Raw genomic sequence first — 14,761 nt, 5'->3', positions numbered from 1 at the left:
CCGAATTCACCTATTTTCATGATATAAAGCCGTGCGCACAACCCATTTCGAACGGAATAAGCCCGGACGCCTTGCACACGGCCGGGGCGGACAGACCGCAGCGAGGACAGCATCGCATCAGATGAAAAAAGGTTTTTACACCATCATGGCCGCGCAGTTTTTTTCATCGCTGGCCGACAATGCGCTTCTGATCGCTGCTATTGCACTGCTGAAAGATCTTCACGCCCCAAACTGGATGACGCCGCTGCTCAAGCTGTTCTTTGTGCTGTCGTACGTCGTCCTTGCTGCTTTCGTCGGCGCCTTCGCCGACTCGCGCCCGAAGGGGCACGTGATGTTCGTCACCAACACCATCAAGGTGGTCGGCTGCTTCACGATGCTGGTCGGCGCGCATCCGCTGATTGCGTACGGCATCGTCGGCTTCGGGGCCGCGGCCTACTCGCCCGCCAAATACGGCATTCTGACCGAACTGCTGCCGCCTGACCGGCTGGTCGCCGCGAACGGCTGGATCGAAGGCACCACGGTCGGCTCGATCATTCTCGGCACGGTATTGGGCGGCGCGCTGATCAGCCCGCATATCGCCTCGCACATCCTCAAGCACCATATTCCGACCGTCAACACGCCGGCCGAAGCCGCGATGCTGGTCATCATGGCCATCTACGTGATCGCTGCGCTGTTCAACCTGCGGATTCCCGACACCGGCGCGCGCTATCCGAAACAGGAACGCGGCCCGATCAAGCTCATCACCGATTTCGCCGACTGCTTCCAGGTGCTGTGGCACGACAAGCTCGGCCAGATTTCGCTCGCCGTCACGACGCTGTTCTGGGGCGCAGGCGCCACGCTGCAGTTCATCGTGCTGAAGTGGGCGGAAGTCTCGCTCGGCATGTCGCTCTCCGAAGGCGCGATCCTGCAGGCCGTGGTGGCCGTCGGGGTGGCCGCCGGCGCCATCATCGCGGCCTCGCGCGTGCCGCTCAAGAAGTCGCTTTCGGTGCTGCCGGTCGGCATCATGATGGGCATCGCCGTGATGATGATGGCCTTCTATACCCGCGACCTGTTCCCTGCGCATTGGGGCGTGTACTTCGGCCGCATGCATGTGCCCGGCTATCTGATCCTCGCGTATATCTTCCTGATGGTCGTGGGCGGCCTGTCGGGCTTTTTCGTCGTACCGATGAACGCGCTGCTGCAGCATCGGGGCCATGTGCTGCTGTCGGCCGGCCACTCGATCGCCGTGCAGAATTTCAACGAAAACCTCTCGGTGCTCGTGATGCTGTGCCTGTACGCGGTGCTGGTATGGCTCGACGTACCGGTGTCGGCGGTGATCGTGCTGTTCGGCACCTTTGTCTGCGTGATGATGTGGTTTGTGATGCGGCGTCACCAGGCGAACCAGCGCGCGTTCGATTCGGTCGCGCTGATCGGCGAAATGAAGCATTGACGCCGCGCGGCGTTGCTCCGCGTCGTTGTGCCGTGTTTGTGCCGCATTGCTGCGTTGAACGACCGCGCCGGGAGCACCTTACGCAGCGAAGACAAGTGCCGCACCTGCGGCCGTCCCTTTCCAGCCTTGCCATGACTCAACCGATTCCCAACGTCCTGACGATCGCCGGCTCCGACTCCGGGGGCGGTGCCGGCATTCAGGCCGACCTCAAAGCCTTTTCGGCGCTCGGCGCCTATGGCGCAAGCGTGATTACGGCGCTGACGGCGCAGAACACGCGCGGCGTGACGGCGATCCATACGCCGGACCCGGCGTTTGTCGCCGCGCAACTCGACGCGGTATTCGACGATATCCGCATCGACGCGGTGAAGATCGGCATGCTGGCCAACGCGCAGATCGCGCGGGTCGTGGCCGCGGCGCTGCGGCGTTATCAGCCGAAGCACGTGGTGCTCGACACCGTGATGATCTCCAAGAGCAACCACGCGCTGCTGCTGCCCGACGCGGTGGCCGTGGTGCGCGACGAACTGCTGCCGCTCGCCGGTCTGCTGACGCCGAATCTGCCGGAGGCGGCTGCGTTGCTGGGGCTGCCTGCCGCAACCGACGAAGCGGGCATGATCGAACAGGGTGAAGCGTTGCGCGCACTCGGCGCGCGCGCTGTGCTGATGAAAGGCGGCCATCTCGCGGCCGCCGACAGCCCCGACTGGCTGGTGCAGGACAGCGGCACGCTACGCCTCGGCGCGCCGCGCGTGCCGGTGAAGAACACGCATGGCACGGGCTGCACGCTGTCATCGTCGATCGCGGCGCTGATTCCGCAACGCGCCGACCTCGCAAGCGCGGTCGCGGATGCGAAGGCGTATCTAACCGGGGCGCTCGAAGCGAGCGACCAACTCGACGTCGGCAAGGGCGTCGGACCGGTGCATCATTTTTATCGCTGGTGGTGAGACGGGTTGGGATCGGGGAACCGGGTTTGTGTCTGCCGGTTCGGCGCCTTGGTTCGGTGCGTTCGTATCGTGTTCGTATTTGAGGCCTGACGCGCCGCCGGCAAGGGCCAGCTTGTCCCCCGCCTGCAGTACCGCCGGAGCGTCACTGCCGCGCGAACGCCTGCGCCTTCTGCGGCCAGTCGTCCGGCACGATAAAGCCGCGTGAGCGCTCGACCCAGCGCCCCGCATCGTCGATATGGAACGCCGCCACCATGGTCGGACCGTTCTGATGCGCGACCCGCTCACTGAGTGTGGCCACATCGACAAACGCGATGCCTTCAGCCTCGGCCATCCCCTGCTCATGCCGCCGCGGCGCCAGCCATTCGAGACGCGGCAAAACCCGCCACGCCTGCGCATGCTCAGCAGCGAAAGCCGGCCAGTCCGTGCGCGTCGTCCACCAGCCGCGCGCATGCGCGGGATCGATTTCCACGGGAGCGCTGCTCGCCTCGCCCTGCGGGTAGAACAGCCAGCCCTTGATGAACATCTGCGGCTCCCACGGCCCCGTGTGCCCGAGCGTGGCGAACTCCTCGCGCCCGCTGAGCGGCAACTGATGATCGAGCAAGTGCGCGAGCTTCAGATCGAAGCGGTCCTGCAGATTGGGGCCCACGTAGTCCGACAGTTGCGCCCTGCCATCCCCCGCGTGCAGATAGCATTTGACGGCCAGTTCCCAATGCAGACGCCGCCCTGCTCGCGTCTGCACCAGAAAATCGCACTCGCCCAAGGTGAGACCGGCGCGCCGCAGCGGCACGTTCGCCGCGATCAGGCGCGCGGTCGGTCCATGCTGCAGGAACCACGCGAGCAGACACTCCGCGTAACGGCCCAGACGCGTGACGCGGGCCGCAGCGATGTCGCTCCGCAGTGCGCTCGCGTCGGCATCGAGAGCGAGCAGCCAATCGATCGTGGCAGCCAGCTCATCCGACGTTTCGAATGCGCTGGCGAGCATCCCCACCGGTGGTTGCGCACGCAACAGATCCGCGCTGAACAGGAGCCAAGCCAGATCGCGCACCGCGGGTTCGCGCAGCGCATCCCACTGTGCCGGGGGCACAGCGGCCGGGAGCAGGGCCGGCCGGGGGGCGTTCATCAGTTGGCCGGCGTGCCGGCTGCCTTCAGCCAGGTATCGCGGGCAAGGCACAGGTCGGTCCAGGCCTTGGCCTTGTCGGGCAGGCTGCGCAGCAGATAAGCCGGGTGATACGTGACGATCACGGGCACCCCCTCGTACTGGTGCACGCGGCCGCGCAACGACGAAATGCTGGCGTCGGTCTTCAACAGGCTCTGCGCGGCGAAGCGGCCGAGCGCGATAATCAGCTTCGGCTTGACGAGCTCGACCTGGCGCTGCAGATAGGGTTCACAGCGCGCCACCTCGTCGGGCTCGGGATTGCGGTTGCCGGGCGGCCGGCACTTGATGACGTTGGCGATGTAGACGTTGGTGCCGCGCGCGAGCGTCAACGAACGCAGCATGTTGTCGAGCAGCTTGCCGGCCTGGCCGACAAACGGTTCGCCCTGGCGATCTTCGTTCTCGCCCGGCGCTTCGCCGATCAGCATCCAGTCGGCATTGCGGTCGCCGACGCCGAATACCGTCTTGGTGCGCTTCTCGCACAGGCGGCAGCGTTCGCAACCAGCGACACGTTCGGCGAGCGCATCCCAGTCGAGGGTCTGGATGGCTGGCTCGGCGCGCCCGGCCGGCGCCATGTGCGCTGCGGCCGGCGGATGGGCCGGGAGCTCGTCGAACCAGGCGAAATCGTCGTCGGGCGGGGCTGCAGGCGAAGCGGGCTCGACGCGGGTCGGGGACGCCATCGCGGCTGATTGAGCGGCTGATTGAGCAACCACCTGAGCGGCTGACTGATCGGCTAACGGCACGGCTTGCTGAGCAACTGATTGAGCGACTGGCTGAGCGGCCGGCTGCACGGGGCGTGCGACGGGCGCACCCGGAACTGCTGCTGGGGCGTGCTCCCGGCCGTCGCCACCCGGCTGGTCCGCTCGACCCGCCAGCCCCACTTCACGCGGCTCAGCACTGCGCGGCTCAGCCACGCTGATATCCCCGGCGCGAGCAGCAGGCACGGCACTCGCCTGCCCCATTCCCCGGCGTACCCACATCGGCGCGAGGCCAAGCTCTTCCAGTGCGGATTCATGCAGCGCCATCTGCGCCCTCCCTGGCAAACGAAAAACGCATCACGATGGCGTCCTCCCGGCTGCGATGACGCGCCGGATAGTAGTTCTTGCGACGGCCGATCGAAGCAAAGCCGAAGCGTTCATAAAGCCGGATGGCCCGGTGGTTCGACGGCCGCACTTCGAGCAGCAGTCCTTCAAGCTTTTCGTTGCGCGTGATGCGCACCGCTTCGCGCAACAGCGACAGCCCGGCGCCCGCGCCCTGCGCGACAGGCGCCACGCACAGATTGAGCAGATGCATCTCGTCGACGACCGGCATCAGCACGCAATAGCCGATCAAGGCGCCGGTGACGTGGCGCAGGCAGATGCCGAAGTAGCCGTTGCGCAGCGAATCTTCGAAATTGCCGCGGCTCCACGGAAACTCGTACGCCGCCTTTTCGATGACGGCGACTTCGTCCAGATCGCCTTCGGTCATCGGCGACATGTAACGGTCCGCCAGCAACACGCCGCTCATCGTCCGCCCTCGCCCTGGGGCGCGGCGTGAGGAGCAGCCTGTGAAGCCGCGCGCGCCTCGCCGGCGGCCTTCTCAGCCTTCCCGGCCTTCTCAGCCAGCCGCTCCGCCGTGGTTTGAGCCACCTTGTCGCGCACGTACTCCGGCGCGGCCCGCTCGGCCGGCACGGTGCGTCCCGCACGCAGCGCCCGCAACGCCGCGAAGGCGAGCGGCAGCGCATGTGGCAGCGCCTCGCCGTCGATGGTCCGTGCCACCGTGCTCACCACGAGGCGCGCGCCGAACGCGGCGGCGGCATTGCCTGCCAGCGTAAACGGCACGTCAGGCAAGCTGAGCCGGTCCGGCGCATCGAGCGACGCGGACTGGATGGTGCGCCACTCGCCCTCTGCGTCATCCCACGCGTAATCGGCCCAATACACCTCATCCATGCGGGCGTCGAGCGCGGCCAGCACGCGTTTGACCGATGGATCGCGCAAACGCGCGCTCTCGGCACAGGCAAGCAAGGTGCTGATCGGCACCACCGGGCAATTCAGACCAAAGGCGAGCCCCTGCGCAACGCCGGTCGCGGTACGCAACCCCGTGAACGAGCCCGGGCCCGCGCCGAAGGCAATCGCGTCGCAGTCGGCCAGCGCAAGGTCGGCTTCGTCGAACAGTTCACGGATCGCCGGCAACAGGCGCGTGCTGGACACCGCGCCGGTCGCTTCATGGCGCACCCAGTTGCGCGGTGCCAAGGCAGGGTCAAGCGTCGCATCGACAGCGGCGGACAGAAGCGCGACCGAGCAGAATTCGGTCGACGTATCGAGGGCAAGCAGCACAGTTCGGGTCATGACCGCTATTGTAATGCGACGCCCCGCCTTCCCGGGCACGCAGCGTGCATGCAGCGCCGCGGGCCGGGGGTCGCACGCGCCGCTCGGCGTTTGGAATGAACGTTCGGGCCTGGTTCGAACCAACCGGCGATGCCGCTTGATATGATCGTCAGCCTATCTTGAATTCGCCACGGAGAAAAACATGAGCGACGTCGACGCACAATTCGCGAAAGCCCACGAAGAAGTGCAACAACTGCCGGAACGCCCGGGCAACCTGACACTGCTGCGCCTCTACGCACTTTACAAGCAGGCCACCAAGGGCGACGTGCACGGCGACAAGCCGGGCTTCACCGACATCGTCGGCAAATACAAGTACGACGCCTGGGCAGCGCTGAAAGGCACCGCGCAGGACGCCGCCAAGCAGCAGTACGTCGAACTGGTCGAATCGCTGAAAAGCGGCGCCTCGGCTTAAGGAATGATCGCAGGATCAAACGAAACAGTACTTTCCTTCACTGAAGTGTCTTAAATGTGGCGCGGTGCAGCAAAACCCTATACAATGCTGCCTGCGCTTTACTGCTTTGCCCGGCTTTCTTCTAGCGGCCTTTGCGGCGCAGCGCCTCGTAGCGTTTAGCTCCAATCCAGTTTAGAACCTGTCCCCTCCTGCCTAGCCCCCTACGGGCGATCATGTACCAGGCTGGCGGCACGCCGTGTTGGCATGTCGCAACCGATACAGCTTCTAACGAAAAGCTCGCCTTAACTGCCGCGAGCTGCCCCCGTTTTTCGATTTGCTCGCTGCTTCTTTGCTCGCTGAATCCGACGACTTGGGTATGCCGATTGGCGCCGACGTATTTATTCCGTGCATCACCCAGGATCGTTTCAAGGATTCTCATGACTTCGAGCAATACCCCCAGCAGCCCGTTGAACGCCATCGCCGACCAGGCCCTCGGTCTCGCCGACGCTCCCGCACAAGCGGCAGCCGTCGCCGCGGAAACCGCCGCACCGGCCGGCCCGTCGTTCGCGTCGCTCGGTCTGTCCCCGGATGTCGTCTCCGCCCTGACCGCCGCTGGCTACCAGACTCCGACTCCGGTTCAGCAACGCGCCATCCCCGCCGGCATCGCCGGCCGCGACCTGCTGGTCTCGAGCCCGACCGGTTCGGGCAAGACCGCCGCGTTCATGCTGCCCGCCATCGAGCGTTTCTCGCAACTGCAAAAGGCGCAAGCCAGCCAACCGCGCGAGCCGCGCCCGGCTGACGGCGCCCGCACGCGCCGCCCGCAACCGGTCGCCCGTCCGACCATGCTGGTTCTGACGCCGACCCGCGAACTCGCCATGCAGGTCACCACCGCGGCCGCCACCTACGGCAAGCACCTCAAGCGCCTGCGCACCGTCAGCATTCTTGGCGGCGTCGCTTACGGCCAGCAATTGATGCTGCTCGCGAAGAACCCGGAAATCCTGGTTGCCACGCCGGGTCGTCTGATCGACCACCTCGAACGCGGCCGCATCGACCTGTCGCAACTGCAGATCCTCGTGCTCGACGAAGCTGACCGCATGCTCGACATGGGCTTCATCGACGACATCGAGACCATCGTTGCGGCTACGCCGGCTACGCGTCAAACCATGCTGTTCTCGGCCACGCTCGACGGCAAGATCGGTTCGCTGACGAGCCGCCTGCTGAAGGATCCGGAGCGTATCGAAATCGTCCAGCGCATGGAGCAGCGCACCAATATCGCGCAAACCGTTCACTACGTGGACGACCGCGATCACAAGGATCGTCTGCTCGACCACCTGCTGCGCGACGCCGGCCTCGACCAGGCTATCGTGTTCACGGCAACCAAGATGGACGCCGACCAGTTGGCTGGGCGTCTTGCCGACGCCGGCTTCGAATCGGCCGCCCTGCACGGCGACCTGCCGCAAGGTGCGCGTAACCGCACGATCCGCGCCCTGCGCGAGCGCCGTGTGCGCGTGCTGGTGGCAACGGACGTCGCGGCTCGCGGTATCGACATCCCGGGCATTACGCACGTGTTCAACTACGACCTGCCGAAGTTCGCTGAAGACTATGTGCACCGTATCGGCCGTACCGGCCGTGCTGGCCGCTCGGGTGTCGCGGTGAGCCTCGTGCATCACGCCGAGCAAGGCGCGTTGAAGCGCATCGAGCGTTTCGTGCGCACCCCGCTGCCGGTCAACGTCGTCGAAGGCTTCGAGCCGCGCAAGTCGGCTCCGTCGGGTAACGGCCGTCCTGGCTTTGGCGGCCGTGGCCGTCCGGGCGGCGGCAACGGCGGCGGCCGTCGTTTCGGCAGCGGCAGCGGTACGGGCGGCAAGCAGGCTGGTAACGGCGGCGGCGCTCGCAGCGGCGGCAATGGCGGCGGCTGGGCCGGCAAGTCGGCTGGAGGCGGCTCGCGTGAAGGCTACGGCGGCTCGCGCGACGGCGGCTACGGCGCACGCCGCAGCGACGGTCCGCGTACGGCGCGTCGCGGCAGCTAAAAAGCAAGGCGTTGGGCGGCCCTGAGCCACCCAAACCCCAGAAGAAACCGGTGCTCATGCGCCGGTTTTTTTTCGTCCCCACCTATATTTCACAATGTGGAAAATTTTTTTGCCTCGTAAAAAATTGTGTTGCGTGGCACAACGGAGGTTATTGCAGTAGGGAAAATTGCATTTCTCAATGCGGAACAACGATCACAAGCGCATGATTTAAAAAGATAAAAAATCTCATATAAAGCTTGCCCTGCGTCTATTGCGCGCATCCTGTTTTGCCTAGACTCTTATATAAGACTTCACGAAACGAAACGCCCTCGGGCACTCGCTTCGCAGAAGACAGCGTTCACTGATCCATTTTTCAGGCAATCCAAGGAGCACACCATGACGTCACGCCAACAGCAAGCACAAGCACTCCAGCAACAATGGGAAACCGATCCGCGCTGGAAAGGCATCAAGCGCACCTACACCGCCGATGACGTGGTGCGCCTGCGCGGCTCGGTGCCGGTGGAGCACACGCTCGCGAAGCGCGGTGCGGAAAAGCTGTGGGACAGCATCCATAGCGAGCCCTTCGTCAACGCACTCGGCGCGCTGACCGGCAACCAGGCCATGCAGCAGGTCAAGGCCGGCCTGAAGGCGATCTATCTGTCGGGCTGGCAGGTGGCGGGCGACGCCAACGTCGCCGGCGAAATGTATCCGGACCAGTCGCTGTATCCGGCCAACTCGGTGCCGCTCGTGGTGAAGCGCATCAACAATACGCTCACGCGGGCCGACCAGATCCAGTGGTCCGAAGGCAAGAACCCGGGCGACGAAGGCTACGTCGACTTCTTCGCGCCGATCGTGGCCGACGCGGAAGCCGGTTTCGGCGGCGTGCTGAACGCATTCGAACTGATGAAGGCGATGATCGAAGCGGGCGCGGCAGGCGTGCACTTCGAAGACCAGCTCGCTTCGGTCAAGAAGTGCGGCCACATGGGCGGCAAGGTGCTCGTGCCGACCCGCGAAAACATCGCCAAGCTGACCGCGGCGCGTCTGGCAGCCGACGTCTCCGGCACGCCGACCGTCCTGCTCGCCCGCACCGATGCGGAAGCGGCCGACCTCGTGACCTCGGACATCGACGACAACGACAAGCCGTTCCTGACCGGCGAGCGCACCGTGGAAGGCTTCTACCGCACGAAGCCGGGGATCGAACAGGCCATCTCGCGCGGCCTCGCCTACGCGCCGTACGCCGACATGATCTGGTGCGAAACCGGCAAGCCGGACCTCGAGTTCGCGAAGAAATTCGCCGAGGCGATCCATAAGGAATTCCCGGGCAAGCTGCTGTCGTACAACTGCTCGCCGTCGTTCAACTGGAAGAAGAACCTCGACGATGCGACGATCGCCAAGTTCCAGAAGGAACTCGGTGCGATGGGCTACAAGTTCCAGTTCATCACGCTGGCCGGCTTCCATGCGCTGAACTACTCGATGTTCAACCTCGCGCACGGCTATGCCCGCACGCAGATGAGCGCCTTCGTCGAAATGCAGCAGGCCGAGTTCGCCGCGGCGGAAAAGGGCTTCACCGCCGTGAAACACCAGCGCGAAGTCGGCACCGGCTACTTCGACGCCGTCACGCAAACGGTCGAACGCGAAGCGTCGACGACCGCATTGCACGGCTCGACGGAAGACGAACAGTTCTTCGACAAGAAGGTGGCGTGAGCCGCGCTTCAAGACAGCGAACAGCCCGAAACGCCTAGGCGAATCGGACAACCGACAGACGGAAAGCGGCCCCGCCAGAGGGCCGCAATCAGGGGGAGACAGTCAGCCGGAGAGGACCAGCAAGCCGGGACTCACGAGGTCCCAGGCAAGGTCCCAGGACAGGCCCGGGCGGACTGGAATCTGAGAGGAAAGATACGGCACAGCGCACCGTGCCCTGACGCAAGCACGCGCCGGCCTTACCGCCGGCGCTTTTTTTGTCGCTGCGCGCTCCAAAGGCGCCCGAGGCGCGCTTGACGCAGGCGTAATACGCGCTTGCGCGGCCACCTCAGCGATACACGATCACCGGAATCTTCGTATGCGTGAGCACGCGTTGCGTCTCGCTGCCGATCAGCAGGCTGCCGAGCCCGCGACGCCCGTGCGAGGCCATGAAGATCACGTCGCAGCCACCCTTCTCGGCCGCCTCGATGATGCCGAGATACGGCGACGGATGCACGCTGGTCCGGCTCGTCACAGCCACGCCGACATTGCGTCCGGCCCGCTCGACCTCCTGCAGATGCATGCGCGCTTCGCGCTCGCTGCGCTCCAGAAAGTCGCCCGGGGGCTCGATCACCACTTCGGAAAACGGCGAATAGGGATATTGCGGCAAGCAGGCATACGCGGTGACGTCCGCGCCGACCGCCTGGGCGAGATCGATGGCGCCTTCGATCGCCTTGCGTGACAAGTCTGAACCATCGGTCGGAACCAGGATGTGCTTGAACATGGTGCCTCCGTCGTCGACTGCGGCTGGACCCGCTCATGCGGCAACTCAGGCGGCGCTGCGTCAGCAGCCGGCGAGCAGGTCTTCAGGGTGCGGCCGGACCGAACATGGGCCGTACAGAAAATGGGCCGCCCAAATCGATTGTAGTGCGCCTAAATCTCCGCAACGCCGGCCTGCGGGTCTGTCCGCATATCGGAAACCCGCGCGGGAGCCTTGCTGCGCCTCGCTTTGGAGCCTCATCCCCAATAGCCGGGATGGCCGTAGGTATGTTTAAGAAAATCCAGAAACAGCCGCACGCGCAGCGGCAAATGGCGACGCTGCGGAAACACGGCATGAATGCCGATCGGCGGCGCGGCAAACTCATCGAGCACGCTGACGAGGCGGCCGGCGGCGATATCCGAGCCCACTTCCCACCACGAGCGCCACGCGAGGCCATAACCATCGAGACACCACTCGTGCAGCACCGCGCCGTCCGAGCATTCCATCGTGCCGGACACCTTGATCGAGACGACCTTGCCGTCCTGCTGGAACATCCAGCCGCGCTGCTGGTTGGCGCCGGCGCCGAGCGCGAGGCAATTGTGATGGGTCAGATCGGCGAGGCTTTGCGGCGCGCCGCGGCGCGTCAGATAGGCAGGAGAAGCGACGCAGACGCGGCGGTTCTCACCCAGTCTGAGCGACACCAGCGAGGAGTCCGGCAACTCGCCGAGCCGCACTGCACAGTCGAAGCCTTCGTTGACCAGGTCCACCAGCCGGTCGGACAGATCGAGCGTGATCGAGACATCCGGGTGCGCGACGGTAAACGCCGGCACCAGCGGCGCGACGTGCCGGCGGCCGAAACCGGCCGGCGCCGACACGCGCAGGTGGCCGCTCGCCTTGACGCCGCCCGCCGAGACGCTCGCCTCGGCGTTCTGCATGTCGTGGATGATGCGCTGGCAGTCTTCGAGAAAGGCCGAGCCTTCGAAGGTCAGCGTGATCTTGCGGGTGGTGCGCACCAGCAGCTTGACGCCCAGGCGCTCTTCGAGCGCGTCGATGCGGCGGCCGATGATGGCCGGCGCCACGCCCTCGGCCTGCGCCGCCGCCGACAGGCTGCCCTTGGCCGCGACGGTGACGAAGGTTTCGATCTGCTTGAAACGGTCCATGAGCTGGCTGGGGCCCGGCGTAGCGGGCAACAACACCGAAGCGCCCCAAAAGTGGGAATGAGCGCCAGATTAGGTGGATGAAAGTAAAAGATCAAGTGATGTTTAGCCTCTTTTTGCGCGCCGAACTTCACTAATACAATTCATCTCGACCTCTAACTGGAGCGCACGGCAATGTCGGCCACAACGACACTCTCCCCTAAAGCAGTGATTTTCGACGCCTACGGCACGCTCTTCGACGTGCACTCGGTCGTCGCTGCGGCGGAGCAGATGTTCCCCGGCCACGGCGATGCGCTCTCGCAGTTGTGGCGGCAAAAGCAAATCGAATATACGCAGTTGCGCACGCTGGCCGACCCGGCAGGCGCGCACTACCAGCCGTTCTGGAACATCACGCTCGACGCGCTGCGCTTCGCCGCGCACAAGCTCGGCGTCACGCTCAATCGCGCGGCGGAAAAGCGCCTGATGGACGAATACGCGTGCCTGTCCGCCTTCCCCGATGCCGTGCCCGCGCTGCGCCAGTTGCATGACCAGCGCGGCGTTTCCGGTGCGTCGGGCAGCCAGAAAGCGCCACCCGGCCTCGCCATTCTCTCCAACGGCAACCCGCAGATGCTCGACATCGCCGTGAAAAGCGCCGGCATGTGCGGCCTGTTCGATCACGTGCTCTCCGTCGACACCGTGCGCGCCTACAAACCGGCGCCCGCCGCCTACGCGCTCGGCACGCAAGCCTTCGGCGCGCAGCCGGGAGAAATCGTCTTCGTCTCGTCGAACGGCTGGGACGCCGCCGGCGCGACCTGGTTCGGCTACACGACCTTCTGGCTCAACCGGCAAGGCGCTCCCGCTGAAGAGCTGGGCGTCACGCCACACGGCACGGGCGGCAGCATGAACGAGCTGCTCGTGTTTCTGCAAGCGCTCGCCGCGCCCGACGGGAGCCGCAGCCGCACAAGCCACAGCCATGGCGCATGACGGCAGCGCCCCCCGACGGACGCACGCAAGGCAGTACGAGGCAACGACCGCGCCACCTGGCGCAGTCGAGCCACACCTGAACCGCAGTTAAACCGCGCACTTAAACCGCATTTGACGATCCGCATCTTTGCAATCTGACCGACCAAGGAGAAACCATGGCGCACCCGCTTTCATCGTCGCAGTTGCCGCAGGGCATGGAAATCACGGCTGAGATCCTGCCGGGCTATGAAGCAATCCTCACCCGCGAAGCGCTCGAACTCGTCGCGGCCCTGCATCGCACGTTCGAGCCGCGTCGCCAGGCGCTGCTGAAAGCGCGCGTCGAGCGCGCGAAGCGGCTCGATGCCGGCGAGCGTCCCGACTTCCTCGTCGAGACGAAGAGCATCCGCGAAGGCGACTGGAAGATCGCGCCGCTGCCGCAGGATCTGCAATGCCGCCGCGTGGAAATCACCGGACCGGTCGAGCGCAAGATGATCATCAACGCGCTCAACTCGGGCGCGGATTCGTACATGACGGACTTCGAAGATTCGAACGCGCCGAGCTGGCACAACCAGATCAGCGGCCATATCAATCTGCGGGACGCGGTGCGCCGCACGATCGCGCTGGAACAGAACGGCAAGACGTACCAGTTGAACGACAAGGTCGCCACGCTGATCGTGCGTCCGCGCGGCTGGCACCTCGACGAAAAGCATGTGAGCGTGGACGGCCAGCGCGTCTCGGGCGGCATCTTCGACTTCGCGCTGTTCCTGTTCCACAACGCCAAGGAGCTGGTCGCTCGCGGCTCGGGCCCCTACTTCTATCTGCCGAAGATGGAGAGCCATCTCGAAGCGCGCTTGTGGAACGACATCTTCGTGGCCGCCCAGGAAGCGGTCGGCGTGCCGCGCGGCACGATCCGCGCGACAGTGCTGATCGAAACGATCCTCGCCGCGTTCGAAATGGACGAGATCCTGTACGAACTGCGCGAACATAGCTCGGGCCTGAATGCCGGCCGTTGGGACTACATTTTCTCGGCCATCAAGAAGTTCAAGGCCGACCGCGACTTCTGCCTCGCCGACCGCGCGCAGATCACGATGACCGCGCCGTTCATGCGCGCCTATGCGCTGCTGTTGCTGAAGACCTGCCATCGCCGCAACGCGCCGGCGATCGGCGGCATGAGCGCGCTGATCCCGATCAGGAACGACCCGGCTGCCAACGACCGCGCCATGGGCGGCGTGCGCTCGGACAAGGCGCGCGACGCGGGCGACGGTTACGACGGCGGCTGGGTCGCGCACCCGGGCCTGGTGCCGATCGCCATGGAAGAGTTCGTCAAGGTACTGGGCGAGCAGCCGAACCAGATCGGCAAGCAGCGCAGCGACGTGGAAGTCGCGGCCAGCGATCTGCTCGACTTCCGCCCGCAAGCGCCGATTACGGAAGCCGGTCTGCGCAACAACATCAACGTCGGGATTCACTACCTCGGTTCGTGGCTCGCGGGCAATGGCTGCGTGCCTATCCACAACCTGATGGAAGACGCCGCCACCGCGGAAATCTCGCGCTCGCAGGTCTGGCAGTGGATCCGCTCGCCGAAGGGCGCGCTCGACGACGGCCGCAAGGTCACGGCGGAGTTGGTGCGCGAACTGTCGAAGCAGGAACTGGACAAGGTGAAGCAGGCGGTCGGCGGCGACACGAAACCGTACGACCGCGCCGCGGAAATCTTCGTCGACATGTCGACCTCGGAGCAGTTCACCGATTTCCTGACGCTGCCTTTGTACGAGGAAATCTGAGGCAGGCGCTCATGACGCGCTGCGCCTCGGCCGCCGGACACGGTTTCCGGCGCCACTGACGTTGCTACGCCGCTGCGCGATGCGGCGGCGCGGTGGTGCGGCGGGCCGATCGCAAGGCTGACCGACCGGACGGCCCAGCAGGCTCAGGCTTGCCGGGCCGT

At 65.2% G+C, this 14,761-nt stretch carries 13 protein-coding genes; 7 read left to right on the top strand and 6 right to left on the bottom strand.

The window, feature by feature from the left end; all coding sequences use genetic code 11:
- Nucleotides 1–121: 121 nt before the first annotated feature.
- Together lplT and thiD are read left to right on the top strand one after the other, a co-directional pair.
- Nucleotides 122–1,429 carry a lysophospholipid transporter LplT gene (lplT, locus tag AC1ECK_RS11115; RefSeq protein WP_480318884.1) on the top strand — a complete coding sequence of 436 codons (1,308 nt, stop codon included), beginning with the start codon at nt 122–124 and terminating at the stop codon, nt 1,427–1,429.
- Nucleotides 1,430–1,560: 131 nt separating this feature from the next.
- The gene (gene thiD / locus AC1ECK_RS11110; protein WP_480318882.1) at nt 1,561–2,367 is read left to right on the top strand and encodes a bifunctional hydroxymethylpyrimidine kinase/phosphomethylpyrimidine kinase; all 807 of its coding nucleotides are present in this window, start codon (nt 1,561–1,563) and stop codon (nt 2,365–2,367) included.
- A gap of 142 nt (nt 2,368–2,509) precedes the next feature.
- Here the strand turns inward: thiD and AC1ECK_RS11105 are convergent, their stop codons facing one another.
- From AC1ECK_RS11105 to tsaB, 4 genes are read right to left on the bottom strand one after another with little or no spacing between them, the layout of a single operon-like run.
- Nucleotides 2,510–3,487, bottom strand: coding sequence for a DUF1853 family protein (locus AC1ECK_RS11105; RefSeq protein ID WP_480318880.1), 978 nt, complete (start codon nt 3,485–3,487; stop codon nt 2,510–2,512).
- Nucleotides 3,487–4,545, bottom strand: coding sequence for a uracil-DNA glycosylase (locus AC1ECK_RS11100; RefSeq protein ID WP_480318878.1), 1,059 nt, complete (start codon nt 4,543–4,545; stop codon nt 3,487–3,489). Before AC1ECK_RS11100 ends, AC1ECK_RS11105 begins: the two co-directional genes overlap by 1 nt.
- Entirely contained in the window at nt 4,532–5,026 is a 495-nt protein-coding gene (rimI, locus tag AC1ECK_RS11095) for a ribosomal protein S18-alanine N-acetyltransferase (protein ID WP_480318876.1), read from the bottom strand. Before rimI ends, AC1ECK_RS11100 begins: the two co-directional genes overlap by 14 nt.
- A complete protein-coding gene (tsaB, locus tag AC1ECK_RS11090) occupies nt 5,023–5,847 on the bottom strand; it encodes a tRNA (adenosine(37)-N6)-threonylcarbamoyltransferase complex dimerization subunit type 1 TsaB (RefSeq protein ID WP_480318873.1) in 825 nt (274 codons plus the stop codon). Before tsaB ends, rimI begins: the two co-directional genes overlap by 4 nt.
- Before the next feature lie 181 nt (nt 5,848–6,028).
- Here tsaB and AC1ECK_RS11085 point away from each other — a divergent pair, with 181 nt between their 5' ends.
- The 3 genes from AC1ECK_RS11085 (at nt 6,029) to aceA (ending at nt 9,987) form a co-directional block, all read left to right on the top strand.
- Complete coding sequence (locus tag AC1ECK_RS11085; protein ID WP_074299679.1) at nt 6,029–6,298, top strand: acyl-CoA-binding protein; 270 nt, start codon at nt 6,029–6,031, stop codon at nt 6,296–6,298.
- A gap of 416 nt (nt 6,299–6,714) precedes the next feature.
- Nucleotides 6,715–8,304 carry a DEAD/DEAH box helicase gene (locus AC1ECK_RS11080; RefSeq protein WP_480318871.1) on the top strand — a complete coding sequence of 530 codons (1,590 nt, stop codon included), beginning with the start codon at nt 6,715–6,717 and terminating at the stop codon, nt 8,302–8,304.
- Nucleotides 8,305–8,679: 375 nt separating this feature from the next.
- Nucleotides 8,680–9,987 (top strand): isocitrate lyase, encoded by a 1,308-nt coding sequence (gene aceA / locus AC1ECK_RS11075; RefSeq protein WP_480318869.1) that lies wholly within the window; start codon nt 8,680–8,682, stop codon nt 9,985–9,987.
- A 325-nt stretch (nt 9,988–10,312) separates the two neighbouring features.
- On the opposite strand, the gene AC1ECK_RS11070 is transcribed toward aceA, so the two are convergent.
- Both AC1ECK_RS11070 and AC1ECK_RS11065 read right to left on the bottom strand, forming a co-directional pair.
- A complete protein-coding gene (locus AC1ECK_RS11070) occupies nt 10,313–10,747 on the bottom strand; it encodes a universal stress protein (protein ID WP_480318867.1) in 435 nt (144 codons plus the stop codon).
- Between the two features lie 233 nt (nt 10,748–10,980).
- Nucleotides 10,981–11,883, bottom strand: coding sequence for a LysR family transcriptional regulator (locus AC1ECK_RS11065; RefSeq protein WP_480318865.1), 903 nt, complete (start codon nt 11,881–11,883; stop codon nt 10,981–10,983).
- Between the two features lie 171 nt (nt 11,884–12,054).
- Here AC1ECK_RS11065 and AC1ECK_RS11060 point away from each other — a divergent pair, with 171 nt between their 5' ends.
- Together AC1ECK_RS11060 and aceB are read left to right on the top strand one after the other, a co-directional pair.
- Nucleotides 12,055–12,843 (top strand): haloacid dehalogenase type II, encoded by a 789-nt coding sequence (locus AC1ECK_RS11060; protein ID WP_480318863.1) that lies wholly within the window; start codon nt 12,055–12,057, stop codon nt 12,841–12,843.
- A gap of 155 nt (nt 12,844–12,998) precedes the next feature.
- Complete coding sequence (gene aceB, locus AC1ECK_RS11055) at nt 12,999–14,600, top strand: malate synthase A (protein WP_480318861.1); 1,602 nt, start codon at nt 12,999–13,001, stop codon at nt 14,598–14,600.
- The last annotated feature ends 161 nt before the right edge of the window (nt 14,601–14,761 follow it).

It is taken from the genome of Paraburkholderia sp. SSBN10T (assembly GCF_056619545.1).
The sequence above is the reverse complement of the archived record's forward strand: the minus strand, read 5'-3'. Positions and strand labels throughout refer to the sequence as shown.